The 20,934-nt window shown below is 68.7% G+C and carries 16 protein-coding genes; 5 read left to right on the top strand and 11 right to left on the bottom strand.

Annotated elements, in window-relative coordinates:
- Positions 1-8 precede the first annotated feature (8 nt).
- Both QHF84_RS42775 and QHF84_RS42770 read left to right on the top strand, forming a co-directional pair.
- On the top strand, positions 9-1,376 hold the full coding sequence (locus QHF84_RS42775; RefSeq protein ID WP_281319349.1) for an adenylate/guanylate cyclase domain-containing protein: 1,368 nt from the start codon (positions 9-11) through the stop codon (positions 1,374-1,376).
- Between the two features lie 23 nt (positions 1,377-1,399).
- Positions 1,400-2,248 carry a hypothetical protein gene (locus QHF84_RS42770; RefSeq protein ID WP_281319348.1) on the top strand — a complete coding sequence of 283 codons (849 nt, stop codon included), beginning with the start codon at positions 1,400-1,402 and terminating at the stop codon, positions 2,246-2,248.
- Here the strand turns inward: QHF84_RS42770 and QHF84_RS42765 are convergent.
- The 5 genes from QHF84_RS42765 to QHF84_RS42745 all read right to left on the bottom strand — a co-directional run bounded on the left by QHF84_RS42765 (position 2,220) and on the right by QHF84_RS42745 (position 8,869).
- Complete coding sequence (locus QHF84_RS42765; protein ID WP_281319347.1) at positions 2,220-3,869, bottom strand: mechanosensitive ion channel family protein; 1,650 nt, start codon at positions 3,867-3,869, stop codon at positions 2,220-2,222. The two genes, QHF84_RS42770 and QHF84_RS42765, sit on opposite strands and share 29 nt — an antisense overlap.
- Before the next feature lie 48 nt (positions 3,870-3,917).
- Complete coding sequence (locus tag QHF84_RS42760; protein ID WP_281319346.1) at positions 3,918-5,234, bottom strand: hypothetical protein; 1,317 nt, start codon at positions 5,232-5,234, stop codon at positions 3,918-3,920.
- Positions 5,234-6,193, bottom strand: a complete 960-nt coding sequence (locus tag QHF84_RS42755) for a tetratricopeptide repeat protein (RefSeq protein WP_281319345.1) — start codon at positions 6,191-6,193, stop codon at positions 5,234-5,236. The genes QHF84_RS42760 and QHF84_RS42755 overlap by 1 nt, the downstream gene beginning before the upstream one ends.
- On the bottom strand, positions 6,187-7,536 hold the full coding sequence (locus tag QHF84_RS42750) for a serine/threonine-protein kinase (RefSeq protein ID WP_281319344.1): 1,350 nt from the start codon (positions 7,534-7,536) through the stop codon (positions 6,187-6,189). Before QHF84_RS42750 ends, QHF84_RS42755 begins: the two co-directional genes overlap by 7 nt.
- A 67-nt stretch (positions 7,537-7,603) precedes the next feature.
- On the bottom strand, positions 7,604-8,869 hold the full coding sequence (locus tag QHF84_RS42745) for a hypothetical protein (protein ID WP_281319343.1): 1,266 nt from the start codon (positions 8,867-8,869) through the stop codon (positions 7,604-7,606).
- Between the two features lie 126 nt (positions 8,870-8,995).
- On the opposite strand from QHF84_RS42745, the gene QHF84_RS42740 reads away from it, so the two are divergent.
- Both QHF84_RS42740 and QHF84_RS42735 read left to right on the top strand, forming a co-directional pair.
- Positions 8,996-9,805 carry a leucine-rich repeat domain-containing protein gene (locus QHF84_RS42740; protein ID WP_281319342.1) on the top strand — a complete coding sequence of 270 codons (810 nt, stop codon included), beginning with the start codon at positions 8,996-8,998 and terminating at the stop codon, positions 9,803-9,805.
- Between the two features lie 176 nt (positions 9,806-9,981).
- Positions 9,982-11,382, top strand: a complete 1,401-nt coding sequence (locus tag QHF84_RS42735) for a DUF1254 domain-containing protein (protein WP_281319341.1) — start codon at positions 9,982-9,984, stop codon at positions 11,380-11,382.
- A 21-nt stretch (positions 11,383-11,403) separates the two neighbouring features.
- On the opposite strand, the gene QHF84_RS42730 is transcribed toward QHF84_RS42735, so the two are convergent.
- The 6 genes from QHF84_RS42730 to QHF84_RS42705 form a co-directional block, all read right to left on the bottom strand.
- Positions 11,404-12,276, bottom strand: a complete 873-nt coding sequence (locus QHF84_RS42730; RefSeq protein ID WP_281319340.1) for a mechanosensitive ion channel family protein — start codon at positions 12,274-12,276, stop codon at positions 11,404-11,406.
- Between the two features lie 107 nt (positions 12,277-12,383).
- Complete coding sequence (locus tag QHF84_RS42725; protein ID WP_281319339.1) at positions 12,384-14,030, bottom strand: HAMP domain-containing sensor histidine kinase; 1,647 nt, start codon at positions 14,028-14,030, stop codon at positions 12,384-12,386.
- A gap of 275 nt (positions 14,031-14,305) precedes the next feature.
- Positions 14,306-15,880, bottom strand: coding sequence for a right-handed parallel beta-helix repeat-containing protein (locus QHF84_RS42720; protein ID WP_281319338.1), 1,575 nt, complete (start codon positions 15,878-15,880; stop codon positions 14,306-14,308).
- Between the two features lie 50 nt (positions 15,881-15,930).
- Positions 15,931-17,748 (bottom strand): SBBP repeat-containing protein, encoded by a 1,818-nt coding sequence (locus QHF84_RS42715; protein ID WP_281319337.1) that lies wholly within the window; start codon positions 17,746-17,748, stop codon positions 15,931-15,933.
- A 79-nt stretch (positions 17,749-17,827) separates the two neighbouring features.
- A complete protein-coding gene (locus QHF84_RS42710; protein WP_281319336.1) occupies positions 17,828-18,376 on the bottom strand; it encodes a PEGA domain-containing protein in 549 nt (182 codons plus the stop codon).
- 71 nt (positions 18,377-18,447) lie between these two features.
- Positions 18,448-19,344 carry a hypothetical protein gene (locus tag QHF84_RS42705; protein ID WP_281319335.1) on the bottom strand — a complete coding sequence of 299 codons (897 nt, stop codon included), beginning with the start codon at positions 19,342-19,344 and terminating at the stop codon, positions 18,448-18,450.
- Positions 19,345-19,425: 81 nt separating this feature from the next.
- Here QHF84_RS42705 and QHF84_RS42700 point away from each other — a divergent pair, with 81 nt between their 5' ends.
- Positions 19,426-20,823 carry an MATE family efflux transporter gene (locus tag QHF84_RS42700; RefSeq protein ID WP_281319334.1) on the top strand — a complete coding sequence of 466 codons (1,398 nt, stop codon included), beginning with the start codon at positions 19,426-19,428 and terminating at the stop codon, positions 20,821-20,823.
- Positions 20,824-20,934: the final 111 nt, after the last annotated feature.

Below are 20,934 nucleotides of genomic sequence, written 5' to 3'. Positions count from 1 at the left end.
AGCCCCGGATGACGGATCTCGCGCCCCCGACCGAGGCTCCACGTTCGCTCGCCTCCGGACGAAGCGTCCTCGCCGGTCCCCCGGCCGAGGGCCTCGCCCGGAGGACGATCAGCGACAACCTCGCGCGCGAGATCCTCATCAGCGAGCGCTTCCGCGCGCAGCTCCTCGCGGGGGCCTTCGGCGGCGCGCTCATCGCGTTCCTCGCGCTCTCGGCGTCGTACCCCGGCGCGATGGCCGAGTTCTTCCACAGCCGCCTCGACCGCGTCCGCGTGGGCCTCTTGCTCGGCGGATTCGCCGCCTACGAGCTCGTCGCGCTGCGCGGCATCGAGAAGCTCATCCAGAGCCGCAAGAAGCCGGCCGTGGCGCGGCGGTACGTGGACACGCTCGTCGAGACGAGCCTGCCGACGTTGGCGATCGTCTATTACATGTCGATCGTCGAGCCGTTCGAGGCGCTGCTCCTGCCGCCGGCGTTCGTCTATTTCGTGTTCATCCTGCTCTCGACGCTGCGGCTCGATCCGAAGCTCTGCGTGTTCTCGGGGATCGTGGCCGCGGCGGAGTACGCGCTGCTCGCGTTTTTCACGCTCCAGGGCGCGACCGCGAAGGCCGGCAGCCCGCTCGCGTCGGCCGCGCATCACCTCGGCAAGGCGCTCATCCTGCTCGGGAGCGGCGTGGCCGCGGGGTTCGTGGCGCGGCGCCTGGAGAAGGGTTTTCGGCGCACGCTGGAGTCGCTCGAGGATCGCAGCCGGATCCTGAGCGTGTTCGGGCAACACGTATCACCCGCGGTGGTGGAGCAGCTCCTCGCGCAGAAGGCGGACGTCCGGAGCGAGCTGCGCGAGGTGTGCGTGATGTTCCTCGACGTCCGCAATTTCACGGCGTTCTCGGAGCGAAAGAGCCCGGAGGAGGTCGTCGGGTACCTGAACGCGCTCTTCGATTTCATGATCGAGAGCGTCAACGCGCACCACGGCATCGTGAACAAGTTCCTCGGCGACGGCTTCATGGCCGTGTTCGGCGCGCCGCTCCGGGGCGACAACGATTGCAAGAACGCGATCGAGGCGGCGCTCGAGATCGTATCGAGGCTCGACGCGCTGGTCGCGGACGGATCGATCCCGGCGACACGGGTCGGCATTGGAATCGCGTCGGGCAGAGCGCTCATCGGGAACGTGGGTTCGTCGGAGCGAAAAGAATACACCGTGATCGGCGACGTCGTGAACGTCGCATCCCGCGTGGAGGGGCTCAACAAGGAGCTCGGATCGCAGATCCTCGTGACGGCGCGCGTCTTCGAGTCGTGCGGGCTCACGCTCCCCGAGGCCACGGCGACGGCGCCGCTCAACGTGCGCGGTCGAAAGGAGCCCGTCAGGATCTTTCGTTTGGCCTGAGAATCTTGCTAGCATGCCGGGCCATGCGAGCGGGGGTGGGGGCAGGCTGTTTGGCAGCGTCGCTCTTCGTGGCGGGGTGCGGCGGCGCGCTTTCGGGGATTTTCGGCGGCCAGGAAGCCGAGCCGCCGGGCGTCGAGGCATTCGAGTTCGACGAGGCGAAGGTCCCCGTGGGCGTCGTCTACCACTATGTCAAGTCGAACACGGACGGCTCGAAGCCCGAGCGTGTCTCGTTCTACGTGGTCAATCGAGAGACCATCGAGGCATTCAAATTTCGGGAGCCGAAGCCGCAGAGCGCGAGCCACGTCGTCGCGACCATGGACTGGACGCGGTTTCTCGCGACGCGCATCGAGGCGCGTCAAATGACGCGCGGCGGAAACGAGCGCGACTTCGCGGTGATCGAATACTCGCCGATGACGCAGACGCTGCGGGCCGAGATCCATGGGTTTGCCCCGAATACGATTTCGATCACGCAGTCGCCGTTCCACGTGCACAGCTTCGATTTCGGGAGCCTGAACCTCGCGTTCCGGCACCTGAAAAACCCGCTCGGCTCGTTCAAGATCGGCATCGCGAACCCGACGTACGCCCAGAAGGGCCCGATCTTCGTGTATCGCGGCGCGGCCCTGGTGTCGTACGCGGGCGACGAGACGCGCGAGAATACGCCTTGCCACAAGTACAAGATCGACGGTCCGGGGCTCGAGAACCGAGGCGGGTTCCTGTGGGTCGATCAGAAGGAGCACCATATCGTCGACATGGAGATCAGCCTGCCGAACCACCCGGAATGGGTGACCTACAAGCTCAAGCTGCTCTCGAAAGCGACAATGAAGCCCGACGACTGGCGCGCGTTCATGCGCGCGCAGCTCGGGAAGAAGTAGGCACGACGCGCACGCCGGCCTTCGCGAGCGGGATTTCCGCGGCGGAGAGCGCCTCGACGAGGAGCACAACGAGCTCGCTCGAAGCACCCGCGCCCGCGCGATGCGCCGTCACCCGATAACAAGCGCCCTCGGCGTCGAGCCGCACGAGCTCGACACGCGGCCGGCTGCCCACGGCGCCCGCCGCCTCGCGCAAGAGATCACGCACCTCCTCGTCGAGGGTCGTCTTTTCGAGCGTGACCTCGACCGAGACCGGCGGCTCCGGGCCGAGGAGGCGCGTGGGACGCACGAGCGAATAAAGGTGCGGGATACGAAACGTCCCGTCCTCCCCTTCGAGCTCGACTTCGAGGAGCGAGACGGCGCGCACCCTCCCCGCGCGCCCGCCGATCTCGGCATGATCGCCGACGGACAAACGCCGCCCGTACACGACCACGATGCCCGCGGCCGCGCTGGCGACGACGGGCGTCGCGGAGAGCGCGAGCGCCGCGATCACGGCCGTGCCGGCGCGCACGAGGGCGCCGTCGTCGGCGCCGACGAGCGGCGCGGCGACCAGGAAAAACGCGATGACCACGGCGGCCCGGACGAGGATGCTCGTCGGCGCGGCGAGATCGGCCGGGAGCCAATCGAGGGTCGTCTGCCCACGCGCGACGCCGTCGAAAAAGAGGCCGACGAAGCGGACGAGGACGATGAGGGCGATCGCGGCGATGACCGCGACGACGAGCAAGGGGAGCGAGCCGATGAGGCGCGCGAGGAGCGAATAAAGCGGGCCGAAGACGAAGCCGCTGAGGCGCTCGGCATACCCGCGCGTGGGCTCGAAGAGCGAGAGGCCGATGAGGACCCAGCCATACGCAATGCCGAGGCGAAAGAGGACACGCGCGGCCTTCGTGGCGATGAGCATCGCGGCGCGGAAGGACTCGGGCCGGACGACCTCGATCGATTGCAGGCGAATCGCGGGGATACGCTCGGGGTGCTGCTCCAGGAAGGCGCTGGCCCGATCGGCGAGCTGGCCGATCTTGCGGGCGAAAAAGAGGGCGACCATGCCCGAGAGGACGACGAGCGCGACGGAGAGGAGCGTGAGCAGCGCGGCGCTGCGGGATTGCTCCTTGGCGAGCGCGACCCGGACGCGGCCGGCGACGTCTTCGGCGAGCGCGGCGACGCTGGCCTCGCCGGACGCCGCGGCGTCCTCGGGGCCGAAGGTGACGATCGTTTTATCGGAGACGATGACGAGAGCGTCGTCGCCCCGGCGCTCGACGCGCACGGCGGCATGTTCGCCGCTCTCGGCGGCGGCGCGGAGGGCCATGGAGGCGGCGCGCGCGCGCTCCTCGGGTGATTCACCGGCGCGGGGGACACGAATCGAAAAGAGGCGCGTGTCGCGGAGCCGGACGGGGACGCCCTCGGCGACGGGAGGGGCGGCGGAAGCGGAGGCGGAAGGGGCAACGGGAGCGGGAGCGGCGGCGGACGCGGGGGCGGTGGCAGGCTCGGGGGCCGGCGTGGAAGCGGCAGCGGACGCGGACTCGGCACCCGGCGCCAGCGCCGAAGCATCGGGCGCGGCGTGGGCGCCGATCGGCAGCGCCAGGCACATCAGCGCGAGGAGGATGCCTCGGAGCGGAGAGCGCGGGTGCACGCGGTAAGCTTCGGCCGGCGGCCCGGCAAGGTCAAGTGTGATGGCTGATTACTGACAGATGCACGTCATGCGCTCGCACGCATATTGAAAGAAGCACGAGCCTTTCGGCACCGTGCCGCCCGTGAACGACCTCGCCGGCTCACCGAGAAAACACGGCGTGGCCTGGATCTCGAAGCACGACGTCGTCTTGTCGGGGCAATCGTTGATGCACTCCGCCCCGCAGCATTCCTGCTTGGGCGCGCCGCACCCCTCCAGGCCATTGCAGAACCACTGGCCCATGCACGGCGAGCAGACCCCGCCGCAATCGACCTTGAGCTCGGTGCCGTCCTGCACGCCGTTCTCGCACCGGCACGTCCCGCCCACGCAGATGTCCGAGCCCATGCATCGAGCGCCCGGGTTGTTGCCGTCGAGGGCCTGCGCGCATACGCCGTTCGGCTTTCCGGTCGACGTATTGATGCACCCCATGCACTTACCGTCGCACGCGCTCTCGCAGCACACCCCCTGGACGCAGAATCCCGTCATGCACTCGGCGTTCGTCCCGCAGACCGATCCCACGGGCTGCTCGCCCACCGGGGTGCAGGCCATGTTCTCGCAGACGAACCCCGGGCTGCAATCGCCGCAGATCCCGTCCGTGCACGCCCGGCACCCCGTCTCGCAAGGCGTGCCGTTCGCCGCGGGGGCATGATCGGTGCCCATCTCCGTGCAGATGTCGTCGGTGCAGGGATCCCCGTCGTCAGCCGCGTCGTCCGGATATGGGATCTGGTCGAGCTTGCCCGCGCCGTCACAGGCCTCGGCCTTGCAATCACCCACCACCGTGTCGGCGACGACCGTGCCCGCAGGCTCGAACGCGCGAATGCACACCCCGCTCTCGCACGACCATTTCAAGCACGGGCCGTCGTCGCCGCATTCGCTCGGCATCGTGCAGCCCGCGCAGGACCCGAGGCCGTCGCACATGAGCAGCTTGTCCTTGCCGCAAGGCGTGGTCTTCTCCAGGGGCACGAAGAGCGGCGTCCCGTCGACGCACTTGTCCTCGGTGCACTCGCTCCCGTCCTCGGGGAGCTGATCCGGCGCCGGCTTCGAGATGGCGCGGCCCTCGCCGTCACACGTCACGTCCTGGCAATCGTCGACCGGCTGGCCGATGGGCTTTTCGCCCTTGGGCAGCTTGTCCACGTACGTGCACACGCCCTGGTCGCAGGCGCGCTTGCCGCACCCGGTGTCCTCGCCCGGGCAATCCGCCGCTTTCTGGCAGCCGATCGGCGGCTGTTTGTCGAAATCGTACCCGAGGATCACGCACCCGCCCGCGCCGAGGACGAACGACAGGGCGAGGACCCGGGAGAGCACCTGCGTCTTCGTGGCGAATCGCATCAGAACTTCCCTTCGACCCCCACGAAGCCAGGCCCGAGCACGAAGGAATGGCCGGTCTTCGGTTTTTCCCGGCCCTTCTTCGCGTCGAGGAGCAAAAGCACCGCCCCCGCCCCCGCCCCCGCGATCCCCACGCCCCACGCGATCGCATTCGCCACGAGCAAACTCTTGCCGAGCTCGGCCGCCTCGTACCCCTCCGCCGTGTCGCATTGCACGCGGGGACAACCTCCCTCCACGCGGCCATTCGCCGAGACGATGATCCCGCCCGTGATGATCGCCCCGACGAACCCGAGCCCGCCCACGCCGAGCGCCGCGATGCCCGCGATACGCCGCGGCCCGAAGGCAGGCGGCTCGATGATGACCTTGCCGGCATTGACGAGGATCTCGACCTGCTCGCCCTCGGCAATTTCGAGGACGTACTTTTCCTCGGCGCGCTTCGGCGCGAGCACGGAGATGGTGCGCTTGCCGGGATTGACGGGCACCGCGACGCCGATCCCCTCGGCCTCCTTGCCGTCGATCGTGACGCGGGTGTCCTTGGGCAGCGCGGTCTTCGGCTTGATCGTGAGGAACGGAATGCGCGGCTCGATCTCCGCGAGCTTTTTCTTCGAGGGCGCGAGGCGCGGGTCGCCCGGGTCGAGGACGACGATGCCCTCCTTGTAATACCGAAGCGCCGTGACGAGCCGGCCCTCGTGCTCCTCGCATTGCGCGAGGTTGAAGAGCGTGCCGGCCCGGCGCGCGAGCGCGAGGCTCTGCTCGAACTTGGGGCAAGCCGTCGCGTAATCTTGCTGCTCGACCGCGGCGCGCGCCTCCTTGAAGAGCTCCTCGGCGCGCCGGATGTCGTCTTCCATCTGGTCGGCCGCGGCAGGACGCGCGAGCAAAAGCGAAAGAAGGGCCGCGCAAAACCCCACGGCACGCAGCCTGCGCAGATCCCAGGTCGAGCGGTCGTTCTTCGAGGTCACCATTCGCTGAAGATGTCCTTCGAGCCGCCTTGTTGCGGCGGCTTCGTGCTCGGCTGGGAGGTCGGAACGGTGGTCGTAGCGGTGGTCACGACGGGCGGGACGCGTGTCCCCGCCGTCGTCTTCGGCGCGGCGCTCGCCGAGGGCGGCGGCGTGGGCGCGAGCGCGGCGGAGGTCGCCGCGGATGCAGGCGGCGCGAGGCTCGGAGGCGGCGCGGGCGTGCTCGCAGGAGCGGTCGCCGCCGAGGTGGGCGTCGTCCCGCGGACGCGGACGAGGACGAACCCGACGCCGCCGAGCACGAGGACAGCCGCGAGTGATGCGCCGACGAGGACGGCCTTGCGCGAAGCAGCCGGCGACGCGGCGTCGCGCGAGAACGGCGAGCCCGTGAGCCGCGCCGCGCCGGGCCCCTGTACGGCGCCGCTCTCGGCAGGACCCATCGTGATCGGCGGCGCCGGCGGCATGAGCTGCATGGCGGCGCGGAGGGCGCGTTGCATCGTGCGCGCGTCGGGCCAGCGGCGCTGGCGATCGAAGGCGAGCGCGTAATCGACGACCTCGCAGAACGCCTGCGGCAAACCCGGCACGAGCGAGGCGATCGGCGGAGCTTGCCGCGTCATCGCGAGGAGCAGGACCTTGTTCACGGTCTCGGCCTCGTGGACCAGCCTGCCGGAGAGCGCGTAAAACATGACCGCGCCGAGCGCCCAGAGGTCGGTGCGCGCGTCGATCTCGGCCGTGTGCCCGAGGGCCTGCTCGGGCGGCATGAAGGCCGGCGTGCCCATGACGGCGCCGACCTCGGTGGCGCGACCGACGCCCCCGACCGCCGCGGTCTCCCGCATGCGCGCGATGCCGAAGTCGAGGATCTTCACCTGGCCGGTCCGCGTCAAAAACACGTTCTCGGGCTTCAGATCCCGATGCACGATGCCCTTGTCGTGCGCGGCCGCGAGGACGTCGAGCAAGCGCTCCGCGACGAACGCGACCTCGGAGGGATGCAGGCGTCCGCCGGGAAACGCGCGCCCGCGCTCCTCGAGGTTCTGCCCTTCGAGCAGCTCCATCACGAGGAAAACCGTGCCGTCCTCCGCGGTGTCGTCGTCGAGCACGGCGACCGCGCCCGGATGCTCGATCCGGTTCGCGACGTACCCTTCGCGCAGGAACCGATGGCGCGCTTCCTCGTCGGTCGCGAACTCCGGGCGGAGGAGCTTCACCGCGCCGCGCTTGCCGTTCCTGTGCGTGGCCGCGTAGACGCACGCGGTGCCGCCGACGCCGAGCAGGCGGTCGAGCCGCCATTTGCCGCGCAAGACCTGGCCCACACGGGCCCGGGCTCGCTGGAAGACGTCGTCGGCCACCCGCTCCATCGTGTTGATCGAACCGTCTCGTCGCGGGGCTGTCAAGGTAAGCGCCGGGTTTTCGCGGACGGCCGGCTCACTTCTTTTTTTGCTTCGCGAGCCCTTCGAGGATCTGAAGGAACCGCTGGCACTTCTTGCCGACCTCGAGCCCGTAGGCCGCACGACCGTTGCAAAGTTTCTCGGCGCGCTCCATGGCCACGGCGTCGCCCTTGATCGCGCGGGACGCGACCTCCTCGGCGTCCGGCGCGATGCCCTCTTTGTAGGCCGTCTCCTTTTCGAGCTCCTTCGACGCGAGGGCCTTCTTGAGGTCCTCGGAGATCTCCGGCACGTCGGCCCACGCCGCCGAGGAGCGCGCCGCGCCGCGCGCGTACGCGAGCCAGATGCGGCCCTTCGCCTTCGTGTCGCCGCACGGCATCTCGGCCTCTTTGGCCATGAGGTCCGCGGCCACGAGCTTCGCCTCCGCCGCGCGTTCGAGCTTCTCGGCAGCACCCTTCGCGGTCGCCTTGTCCTCCGCGGAGAGCTTGCCCGACTCGACGGCCTTCGCGAGCGCGTCGCACGAGGCCTCGTACCGCTCGCGCGCCCGCCGCTCCTCGCAGACCTTCTTCTTCTCGTCGATGCGCGCGAAATGCTCGGGGAGCGCGTGCCGCTTCTCCTCCTCGTCGATGTCGGTGATCGAGCACGGGTCGGTCGCGGCCGTGATGCGCGCGTCGAGCTGCGCGCGGGCTGCAGTGATGCGGCGCTCGCGGATCACGAACGCGCCCGCGACCGAGCAGATGGCGAAGATCAAGAACACGAGCGAGACGCGGAAGAGCTGCCGCCGCTGCAGGTGCCGATGGACGAGCCGGCTCCGATCGATGAGCTCTCCGGCCTTCTCCATGGCCTCTTCCCAGGCTTCGAGTTCGGCCGCGAGCACCTTCAAGGGGCCCACGAGCGCGCGCTCGCGCGAGAAGCGACGCGCCACGTTCGTGAGCGTCTGCGCGGCGCTCTTGCGCTTCGGATCGACCTCCATCGTGGCGCCGGCGAGGCCCGTGAGCAGGCCGCCGACGGACACGGCGTACTGCTCGAAGACGGTCTGCGCCTCGACACGCGCGCGCTCGAGCTGCTGGAGCTGGCCCATGTACCCGGCCCACGGCAGGATCGCCTCGACGTCGCGGGGCTTCAAACCGAGCCGCTTCGCCGTGATCTCGACGGCCGAGGTGAGCGCGCCGAGCAGCTTGTCGTGCGAGACTTCGGCGAGGCCCTGCGGGACGCGCACCTCGCGGAAACACTCGAACGCCCTGTAGGTCGGGGCGAGCGCCCATTCGCTCAGCTTGCTGCCGAAGTCGAGTCGTGCGGCCGTCAAGTGCTCCCTCGCCGTTTCGCGGGAGACCGGATGGTACGAGTGATCGTAGCGCAGCGCAACGACGCGTTCGTCACGCCGTAGCCAAGATCTACCCCACCGCGCTCGGGCCTTGTACCATCGGCGCCGATGCTGCCCCGAACGATCGCGCCCCTCGCGGGAATCGCCCTCTCGATCGCCCTCACCTCGCTCGTCGGATGTGACGAGAAGAAGCCCGACGCCGCGCCGCCGAAGCCGAGCGCCGCGCCCGTCGCTTCCGCTGCACAGGCGCCTGCGCCCACGCCGACGCCGACGCCGAGCGCCGCGGAGCCCGCGCCGCCGCCGAAGAAAAAGGACGTCGTGTGCTCGAAGGATGCGACGATCACGTTCGCGGATTCGAAGTTCGAGAACATCGTGCGCGTGCAAGCGCAGAAGCCCGAGGGCGCGCTGACGCGGGCGGACCTCGGCAAAGCGAAGACGCTGAACTTGACCGAGGTGAAGCTCGACGAGCTCGACCCGTGCATCTTCCCGCTGTTCACGTCGGTGAAGGGCCTCTACCTGCCGCCCGGGAAGATCGAGGATCTGAGCCCGCTGAAGACGCTCACGACGATCGAGTCGCTGCGCATCGCGGCCACGCAGGTCAAAGACCTCACGCCGCTCGCAGGCCTGGCGAAGCTCGATCGGCTCGACATCGGCCGGACGCCGGTCAAGGATCTCACGCCGCTGTCGGGGCTTTCGAGCCTGACGGAGCTTCAGATCGACGAGACCGAGGTGACGGATCTGACGCCGCTCTCGAAGCTGAAGAAGCTCGAAATGTTGCAGATGAAGCGCACGCGCGTGACCGATCTTTCGCCGCTGAAGGAACTCAAGAGCCTGAAGAACCTGCACATCGCGGGCTCGGCCGTGAGTGGTCAGGCCGTGATGCTCGGGATCCCCGGGCTCAAGGTGCACGACGAGTGACGGCCGCGCGTCGCGCCGAAGGCCGCGCGACGCAGGTACGGACACGCTGATTTTCCCGCGACGTCGCGGCGACATCGACCCCCCGTGGCCAGGCTTTCGCAAGGGCCGGCTCCGCGGGTTCGGGCGGCAGGCAAACCATGCCCGCTGCCCGAGCCCAGAGGAGACGAGGGGAATCCATGAAGAACGTGCTGATTTCGCTGTGCCTGGTGATCGGCGCGGGCGCCCTGCCGGCGGCCGCGGCCGAGCCGAAGGCCCCGATGAGCGAGGAGGAGGCCTTCGCGATCGGCGTGGAGGCCTATGTGTACGGGTATCCGCTGGTGAGCATGGCGATCACCAAAGACGTGCTGACCAACGTCGCGTCGCCGACGGAGCGCGGAGCGCCCATCAATCAGTTCAGCCACGCGCGGGAGCTCCTCACCGCCGGATTCACGAGCGTGGTGGCCCCCAACAACGATACGCTGTATTCGCAGGCATGGCTGGATCTCTCCAAAGAGCCCGTGATCCTGCACGTCCCCGAGGCCAAAGGACGTTATTACCTGATGCCGATGCTGTCCGGCTGGACCAACGTGTTCGCCTCCCCGGGCACGCGCACGACCGGGACCCAGGCCGGAAATTTCGCAATCGTCGGCCCGCGCTTCAAGGGCGCGCTCCCGCAAGGCATGAAGGAGATCCGATCGCCCACCGAGACGGTATGGATCATCGGTCGGACCCATACCACCGGGACACCGGCCGACCTCGCGGCGGTGCACGCTTTCCAGGACCAGCTTTCCCTGACGCCGCTCAGCGCCTACGGCAAAACCCATACGCCGCCGCGCGGCGCGGTCGATCCGAACGTCGACATGACGGCGCCGCCGGTGGACCAGGTGAACGCCATGGAAGCGGCTGTTTTCTTCAAGGCCCTCGCGGCGCACATGAAGGAAAACCCGCCTGCGGCCGCGGACGCGCCCATGATCACGAAGCTCGCCAGGATCGGGATCGTGCCTGGGCAGGACTTCGATCTGCACAAGCTCGACCCAGCCGTGGCCCGGGGACTCGAGCGCGCGCCGAAAGCAGGGCTCGAGCGCATCCGAGCCCACGAGAAGAATGCAGGGAAAAGCGTGAATGGCTGGACGATCACGCTGAAAACGGGTGATTATGGCACCGATTACCTTCAGCGAGCCTTCATCGCCCTCGTCGGCCTCGGCGCGAACCTGCCCGAGGACGCCGTTTATCCCCTCACGAAGGTGGACGGCGATGGGCAGCCGCTCGACGGCGCAAACCGTTACAGGCTGCACTTTCCCAAGGGCCAAACTCCGCCGGTGAGCGGGTTCTGGTCGCTGACCCTGTACAACGATCAGATGTTCTTCCACCCGAATGCGATCCGTCGCTACGCCATCCACTCGGACGACGTGATGAAGCGGAACGCGGACGGCTCGCTGGACCTCTACATCCAGAACACGCCCCCCGACGAGGACAAGGCGTCGAACTGGCTGCCGGCCCCGCAAGGGAAGTTCGTCCTGATGTTGCGCATGTACTGGCCCGCGCAGGCGGTGCTCGACGGCGCCTGGGTGCCGCCGGCCGTGCAGCGGGTGCGATGAAACTCCCGCGCCGCGCCGGCGTCAGTTGACCTTGACGACCGGCGCGCCGAGGGCGGCCCGCGCCGCGCCGGTCTCCGCGTGGACGCGGATCTCGCGCTGGGGGAGGGGGATGTCGATGCCCCGATCGCGATAGGCCTCGACGAGCGCGCGATAAAGACCAAGGAGCGCCAGCTCGTAGTCGGGGACGCGCACCCAGGGACGGACGGAGACCGTGAGCACGGCATCGCCGACCTTGCGAACGCCGATGAGCGGCGCCGGCTCTCTCAGCACGCGCGAATCGGCGAGGACGGTCTCCGTCGCGACGTCGAGCGCCTTTCCGATATCGGAGGCGTACGCAATGCCGATCTCGATGTCGAGCTGGCGCTTCGTCCCGTAGTTGTGCAGGATTTCGCCGGAAATCTGGCGGTTCGGGATGACGATCAGGGATTGGTCGGTGTGGCGGAGGGTGGTCGAGAAGAGCGTGATGTCGACGACCTCGCCGTGCTCCTTGAGGACGTCGATGTATTCGCCGACCTTGAAGGGCTTGAGGAAAAAGATGGTCATGCCCGCGATGAGGTTCGAGAGCACGCCCTGCATGGCGAGGCCGATGCCGACGCCGGCAACACCGAGGCCGGCGATGAGTGAGGCGACCGGGACGCCGATCTTCTCCGCGGCAATGACGATCGTGGCGCCGACGACGACGAGCCGGAGCAAGCGGACGATGAGGGTCCGGAGCGCGACGTCGATCGTGGTCTTCTTCTCGAGCCAGGTGTCGAGCATGCGGGTCAGGTATCCCGCCGCCTTGAACCCGACGAGGACGATGACGGACGCGCCGAGGATCTGAAGCCCGTACCGCACGGCGAATTCGACGAGCGTGGTCTTCAGGCTCGTGAGGCCCGCGCCGACTTGGTTCATCGTTTCCTGCATGGCCGCGATGGTCGCACCGGGGAGGCAGGAGCGTCAACGCGCTCGGGCTCGGCCCACGCCTCGCTGCGCCCGCGAGCGCGTCCGTGGCGGTTGCCTCATCCCGCGCGCCGCGCGCCTTCGCCCTCGAACGGCAGCCGCATCGTGAATGACGTCCCGCATCCGGGGGCGCTCACGACGTCGACGCTCCCGCCATGGGCCTCCGCGACGCCGCGGACGATGGCGAGCCCGAGCCCCCAGCCGCCCGGCGACGCGCGCTCGTGGCGCGCGCGGGTGAAGGGCTCGAACAGCGTGGCCTGCTCGTCCGCGGGGATGGGCCGGCCCTCGTTGTGGACCTCCACCTCGACGTGGTCCGGCAGGGACCGCACGGTGAAACGCACCGGGTCCGCCGATCCGTATTTGAGCGCGTTCGACGCGAGGTTCCAGAAGGCTCGCCGGAGCTCCTCGCGACCAAAGCTCCCCGTCGTGGGCCCTTCGGGCGCGACGACGACGAAACGATCGCCGTGCTGCTGGGAGAGCTCGGCCACGACGTCTCGCACGATATCGAGGATATCGCAGCGCTCGTATGAGATGGGGAGGCGGTCACCCGCCTTGACGCGCTGCGCGTCGAGCAGGTCGCTCACCATGCGCTCGGTGCGGTCCAGGCTCCGGAGGACGGTCGACGTCCAGCGTTTGGACTTGGGGTCGTAGGTCGAGCGGTCCACCAGTTGCGCGGCCACGCGCGCCGCAGAGAGGGGGCCGCGGAGGTCGTGCACGAGGATCGACGAGAGGACGTCCCGCATCCGCTGCTCCTCGTGCAGCGCCTCGATTTGCTCCTCCAGCATGTTGTAGAGCTCGGCGTTCTCGATGAGGAGCGCGAGGTGCTCGGCGATCGCCTCGATACGCCGCTTCTCCCGCGCCGAGAAAGGCCGCTGCTCGCGCATGCCGACGTACATCACGCCGAGGAGCCTGTGCTGGAGGGGGATACGGACCCCGAGGAGTGCATGGATGCCGCTATGGCGGAGGTTGTCGGTGACGTCGAGCTCGGTCGTCTCGGCGTCGAGGATCGTCGTCGTCTCGCCGCGCGACGCGATCTTCCCGGCAAACGAGGAGGGCGCGAGCGAGCGGGCGTAATGCGTGAGCCGCTCGTCGGCGAGCCCCGCCGACGCGGTCATCACGAGCTTTTCAGTCGTGGGCTCATGAAGCAGGATGGCCGCCGTCGCGGCGCCGAGCGCCTCCATGACGATCGGCATGGCGGTGTGGAGCCGGTCGGCCAGGGTCAGGGACCTGCGGAGCGCGTCGGGCGGCTCGCCCGTGAATGCCTGCCGTATCAACCGGAAAAACCGCTTCTCCGATTGCGCGTCGTCGAGGAGGTGCCGGACGAACATGTCGGACACCAGCACCGCCGACCCGTGCACGACTTCGAGGATCCTGTCGACCTCGAGCGGCTCACACCGCTCCTCGGGCGGCACGGCCGCCCACGCCTGGAAGATGCAGCGGCCAAGAAGGGCAAATTCGCTCTGAAGCTCGGCGAGATCGAAGCCGTGGCGGAGGCGGGAAGCGACGTGGCTCTCCACGAGCTCGAGCTGGCGGCCGCTCGGCGTATGCCCATCCGGCTCGACGAGGGACGCGAGGTACAGCGGCATGATGTTCATCAACTCGGGCCGCGAGAGTCCACGCGCCGACGCCGTTTTCTGCGCCTCCTCGGCCCAGCGTTGGAGGATACGGCCGCCTTGCGTCTCGATGATGTGCTTGATCGTCGGCACGAACCCCTCCGCCTCGACACAGGTAGCACATGTCGTGCAAGGACGAACGCTGCCGCGCCCGCTCTCGCGGTTTTTCGCTTCTTGACGATCGATGAAGAGATTTCCGATCCGGCACGGTCGTCGCCGGCGGCGGACCGTTCACCTTCGGCTCCGCCGTTGGCTTCCGCTGCGGAGGCAGCACCGCCGACCAACGCTGAGGGCGCGGCGATGGCTGGCTCAGCCGTCGTCGACGCGGATCTCGCGCACCTCCCCTTCTGCCACCCGGTCGTCCGTCGTTATGATCCGGTGCGGCCTTTCCCGCGCCCGCGCCTACGCAAAACCGAACCCACGACGAGCCCGACGAGCCCCCATACCGCGTGCGGAGAGCTGCGATCCTCCACCACGCACCCGCATCCCCCATTCGCGCCCGGCGTCCCATCGCCGCCCGCCCCGCCCGCGCCGCCGGTGCCCGTCGCCGCCCCGTCCGGATCCACGCCGCCCGCTCCTCCATTGCCGCCGATCCCGCCGTCGACAGGGCCGACGCCTGGCTCGTGCCATTCGTAGGCGCCGAGATCGACGCCTGCTCCCTGCGGCCGCGGGATCCCCTCGATATCGAGCGCGGGCGCCATCTCTGGGCTCCCGGTATCCACCGCGGGTGAGCCAGGCAAGAGGTGGAGATCGAAACTCGCGGGTGCGACGAAAAATGTCGCCAGATCCGCGAGCTCCAGCTTGGTGTTGTGATCGTCGGTCACATTGGTGCCCTCGAGCTGGAGGTCCGTGGCCAGGTTGTTGCGCACGACGACATCCTGGCTCGCCGTGCCGTCCTTGTGGGCCGTGACCTTGATCCACGGCGGCCCGGGGGTGACGTCGTTCACGTCGATCACCGTATTGTTCACGATGCGCGAATTGCGCATTCCGTAGAAGCTGATGCCGTGCCAGTGGTCGGTGACCACCACGTTGTTTTCCACGACCCAGCCTTCGAAGAATCCATCGAAGCAGCCGATCCCCTGCATCGAATTGGTCAGCTTCTGATTCGGATCTTCGCGATTGATGAAGACGTTACCGCGGAGCACGACGTTCTTGACGGCGCCCGTGCCGACGCCGCCCGCGCCGACGGACCAGCTCTGGAACCCGTCATCGTGGTTGCTGTCGCCGTCGTCCTGGCTGACGTATACGTTCTTGATCAGGTTGTACTGGAAGACGCCGTCGTCGCCGAGGCCGCGCAGGCCGTCGGCGGAGAAATTGACGATGCGGTTCTTTTCGACGAGCGCCCCTTTGCCGTCGACGCTGATGCCGAACCGGACGTTCGTGAGGCTGTTGTTGCGGGCGACGCATTCGGCGCCGCGCACGAAGATGCCGCTGCTGGCCGCGTTGATCCATTCGTCCGCGCCCCACGCCGAGCTGTCGGTCACGCTGAAGATCTCGTTGTCCTCGACCGTGACACGCGCGCTCGAAGGGTCGATGAGGACGATGTCCCCCACGGTGGGCGTGGGGGCGTGCGAGGGGCTTATCGAGAGGCCGCGCAAGGTCCAGCCCTTGGCGCCCTTGAAGGCGACGGAGCCCGCGGTCGGCTTTTCGCCGGGCGCGGCGGCGATCGTGATGGCCGGCGTGTAGTCGCCGCCCTTGAAGACGGGGGCGCCGTGGTAGCCCGATCGGAGCCAGACGGTGTCTCCGGCCTTGATGGTGGTGCCAAAGGCGCCGTCGGTGATGAGCTGCTCGAGCGATTGCCAGGGTTTGGCTGCGCTGCCGTCGCCGCTCGCCGAGCCGTTCGCGGGATCGACGTAGAACTCGGCGGCGTGCGCGCTCGCGGCGAGGTGGAGGATCGTGGTGCAGGCAACGAGGCTGAAAACACGAGGTTGCAGATGTCGCATGGATCGTCCTACGCGCGGCACTTCGGCCCGGCTTCGTTGCCAGCATCGGATCATTGCGGGGCGACACGCAAGAGGAAGCCCTCCTCGGCCCCCTCGGATGTCAGCGTTTCCGTGCCGACGTCGAGCTCGCCCTTGAACCAGCCCGCGACGAGCGCGAAGCCGTGCGCGGGGGCCGCGACGCCCGTCGCGATACCGACGTCATCACTCGGAAAGACCTTCGCCCAGCGGGGTTTGCCGTCGCGCTCGACGATCGTGACGAACGGATGGAGCGTTCCTTCCGTATTGCCGGGCGCACGCGCGCCGAACACCGAATCGGAGCCGATCTCCCCGCCCACCACGACGGAATCATTCGAACCGATCGCCACCGCCTCCGCCTCCCCGTCGTTCATCCCGCCGAAGAGGTTGGCCCATACGAGCTTGCCGCCCGTGTCGAAGGCCCCGACGATCCCCTGTTTTTCCGCAGCATCGAACACCCGACCGTCAATCTTGGTGTTCACCGTGATCCGGCCGCCGAACACCACGCGACCGCGGCGCACCGCGAGATCGTTCACGCGATCGTCGCCGGTCCCGCTGATGGGCTTCATCCAGCGTACGTGGCCCTCCGGGTCGAAGCTCATCACGAATGCGTCCGAGCCCGTGGCTTCGAGGATCATCCCCGGCATGGCTGGATCGAAATCCACCGTGCCCGCGAAATACCCGGCCACGTACACGTTTCCGGCCGCATCCACGCCGACGCCCGTGCCGCCGTCTTTGCCAGGCCCGCCGATCGATTTCGCCCAGCGGACCGATCCGGACGGCGTGAGGCTCAGCAAAAAGAGATCGGACGCGCCCGCGGCCGTGAGCGTCTTGCTCCCGATCGATGCGGTTTCGTTGAATTCACCGACCACGTAGATCATCCCGTCCGCGCCCACGGCAATCGCGCCCGGAACATCCGTGAGCGGGCCGCCGAATCGGAGAGACCATTCCACCTCGCCCCAGCTCGTGAGCTTCAACATGGCGACGTCCCGCCCACCGGCATGGACGAGCGGGCCGCGGCCGAAATCGACGGTCTGCTGGAACTGGGCGAGGACGTACATCGCGCCCTTTCCATCGATGGCGGCGCGGGTCACGTCTTCGTCGAGCGACCCGCCGAACGAGGCCGACCAGCGGTGGTGGCCGCCCTGGGCGTAGGAGGCGATGAAAACGTCGTGTCCGCCGCGGGACGTGAGGTCCTTGCCGCCGAGGTTGATCGTGCCGTCGAAATCCCCCGTGAGGACGAGCGTGCCATCGTCGCCCTGGGCGAGGTGGCGCGCCCTCTGCGCGCCGGGGCCGCCGAGCCTCTTTTGCCAGGCGGGCGTAATGCCCGCTCTGGGGCCGCATTCGGCGTCGTGTTCGCAGTCCATGGCATCGACCGCCGCGCTCTGGCACGTACCGTCGACGCAGGTCTCGTCCTCCGGGCAAAGCACGCCCGCGCACGCCTGGCTCAATCGCACGGGGACCCGAAACGAATTGTGGGGCACGAATCTCATCGACCGGCGCGCCACGATGCAGCCCGGCCCGTAGGTGGGCGCGACGCAGGCCCTCTCGACCGGCGCGCCGAGGCTGCCGACGACCTTGAAAGCAAAAGGCGCCTTCCGCTCGCCCTCCGGCGGCAGGAGCACGATGGATCCGACCTCGCCGTTGTTTTCGCAAAGCGATGTGGTCGTGCCGTACGGACGGGTCTCGATCTCGCCGAGGAGCCCCGCGGTGATGCCCGTGCTGTCGAGGTCACCACAGGAGCTATTCGTCGAGATTTCCACGAACACCTCGGTTGGATCGAGGCAACCGAGAGGAGCCGCGAACAGCAGGGCGAAAAGCCCCGCGCAGAGGAGCCGCGATTGCTTGACCATGGGCGTTCACGATAACCCAGATCGTGATGGGGATGGCGCCGCCGCGCGCGCGCTCGTCGAACGAATTCGCGCGAGACGATCAGAACCGGAACAACGTCGCGCCCCCGCCGCCGATCGCCTCGGTCGTGAGCTGACCGGGCGCGATCGTGCCCGCATGCGGCGCGCGCTCCGTGAACGCCGCGATCGTGACCGCGGCGCCCACCGCGACGACCGTGCCGACCCCCGCCCAGAACCACCAGCGCGTCACGACCGACCTCTGCGCGAGCGTCGCCGTCACCGCCGTGGAGCCGTCGGCCGAGACCACGGCCGAGGTCTCATACACACGAAAATCCGGGTGGCGCACGGTGATCCGATGCGTACCCGTGGGCACGTCGAGCTCGAGGGGCGCGACGCCCATCAGCTTGCCGTCGACGAGCACCTCGGCTGCCGCCGCCGACGCGCGCACCGTGAGCACACCCGTGGTCGCGTCGGACGGCGCGGTATCTGCGGCGCGCGCCTTCGGTTCGTCCGCGGGTGCAGGGGGTTGCGGATCCGCGCGCAGCGTCGACGGCGAGAACGAGAACACGAGCGCGGTGGAGACCGCGACGACGAGCGTGGTTCGCTGGGCTCTTCGGCGAGGTGAACGCACGGGACGATCCTCCGCGCTCTTGATGCTCCGTGCAGGATACGCGCGTGGCGCGGGGTGGGAAGAGGCTCGCGTTACACGCGAAGCGTTTCGAGCTGCGAGACGATCACGTCGACGAACCGCTCCGCGGATCCCTCGCTCCAGCGGAAATACAGGCTCGGCTCGGTGAGCTCGAGCTCGATGAGCTGGAGCGCGCCGCCTTCACCTCGCACGAGATCGACCCGGGCGTAGAGCAACGGCTTGCCCACGGCCGCGAACGCGGCGCGGGCCACGTCGAGCGCCTCCGCATCGATCGGCGCTGCCGTGACGTGGCTCTGAAACTCCGGCTGCGAACGAAAATCCCCCGCGCGCGGCACCTTCCGCACCGCGTGGCTCGGCTCGCCGCCGAAGAACACGATGGAGAGCTCGCCCTCCGATTCGATCGAGCGCAGGTACGGCTGCACCATCACCTCGCCCGACGTCACGAGCGACGCGGCGTGTGCCTCCGCCTCGTCGGGGTTCGTCCGCGCGTCGATGCGCATCGCGCCCACCGAGCCCGCCGAGACCGCCGGCTTGATCACGACCTCGGAAAAACCCCGCGCCTCGATGCGCCGCGCGAGCCCCTCGGCGCGTTCGCCCGGCGCGAGCCAGATCGTCGGGATCACGGACACGCCCGCCGCTTCGAGCGAGCGCAGGTAGGACTTGTGCGTGTTCGCGCGGATGACGTCGGCGCCGTTCCAGAGCGGCACGCGCGCGGCCGTCCGCTCGGCCCACGCGACGAACGCCTCCCTGCGACCCGGGCCGTCCCAGTAGTCCCAAGGCGTACGGATCAGCGCGAGATCAGCTTCGTTCCAGGGCGCTCCCGGATCGTCCCAGACGAGACAACGATGTGCGATCCCTCGCGCGTCGAGGGCCTCGCGGAAGAGCACGTCGTCGACGTCGAGCGCGGGCAGACGGGCGCACGTCGCGATGGCCAGGCGGGCTTTCTGCATGTCGCTTTCTTGCCCGAAATTCGCGCGCGAAGCGAGCGGCGCGGGCGCGCGGTCCGTTCCAATGTCAACCTCGGACCCCCCATGCTGGACGCCGCGCACATCGAGCACGCCGCGCACGGTCCCTCGCTGCAGAGGCTCCTCAATCTCGCGTGGCCGATCATCATCTCGCGCTCGGCGCAGGTCGTGGTCAGCGTGTCCGACGCGGCGATGGTCTCGCACCTCGGCCAGGAGAGCCTCGCCGCCACGACCACGGGCGGGCTCAACTTGATGGCCTTCTTCATCCTGCCGATGGGGGTGGTCTTCATCGTGTCGAGCTTCGCCTCGCAGCTCTACGGCCGCGGCGATCACGCTGGGGCCCGCCGGTACGGCTTTTATGGCCTCGCCGTGGCTGCGATGGCGCAGGTCCTCTACTTCGGGGGCGCCCTCGTCATGCCGCGCGCCGTCGAGGCGATCGGCTACGAGCCCGCCGTCGCGACGCTCATGCAGCAATGGCTCACCGTCCGCCTCTGCACGGGCGGCGCGGCGATCGGGCTCGAGGCGCTCGGCAACTATTACGGCGGGCTCGGCAACCCGCGCCTGCCCATGGCCACGCAGGTCCTCTGCATGGTGCTCAACGTCGCGCTGAACTGGGTGTTCATCTCGGGGCACCTCGGCGCGCCCGCGCTCGGCGTGGTCGGCTCGGCGCTCGGGAGCGCGCTCGCCACGTTGACCGCTTTCCTCGTGCTCCTCGGGTGTTTCCTCGCCGGCTACGGCGAGCACCCGAGCGCCCGCCGAGGAAAGGCGCAGCTCCGCCTCTCCGAGCTCGGCCGCATGCTCCGATTCGGCATCCCCTCGGGGCTCAACTGGTTCGTCGAGTTCGGCGCGTTCTCCTTGTTCATCAACATCGTGATCAAGGGACTCGGCACGACCACGCTCGCCGGGTTCATGGCCTCGATGGAGGTGAATCAGGTCGCGGCCATGCCCGCGTTCGGCCTGACGAGCGCGGGGGCGATCCTGGCGGGGCAAGCGATCGGCGCGAAGCAGCTCGATCAAGTGCCGAAGACGGTGAAGCTCACGGCCCTCGTGGCGTGCGGCTGGATGGGCTTCGTGGGCCTCGTCTACCTCGCGTTCGCGCGGTACTGCATGCTCCCCTTCGCGCCGCCCGGGGCCGAGCGCGAGGCCTTCCTCGACATCACGGCTCGGATCCTCACGCTCTCGATCACGTGGCAGATGTTCGACGCGACGGTGATGACACTCGCCGAGGGGCTACGCGCCGCGGGAGACACGGCCTTCACGGCCTGGGTCCGCGGGATCGTGGCGTGGTGCGTCTTCGTGCCGGGCTCGTTCATCTCCGTGCGGGTGCTCGGCGGCGGCATCGGGTGGGTCGTCTTTTGGCTCACGGGGTACATCGCGCTCATGGCCGTCATCCTGCTCTTGCGCTTCCGGAGCGGCGTGTGGCGCAGGCTCGATCTGGCCGGTTCCGAGCTACCGCCCGTCTGAAGAGTCGTTCACGGATGAAAGGACGTGGCCGGCGCGCGTCGCAGATCCGCAAGACGCGCGCCGCCCGGAGCCCTGGATCTCGCGGCGTCGGCCCGTGCACGATTTTCGCTT

This window comes from Polyangium sp. y55x31 (assembly GCF_029946505.1).
Lineage (GTDB): Bacteria > Myxococcota_A > Polyangia > Polyangiales > Polyangiaceae > Polyangium.
This window is presented reverse-complemented; position numbering and strand designations above follow the sequence as displayed.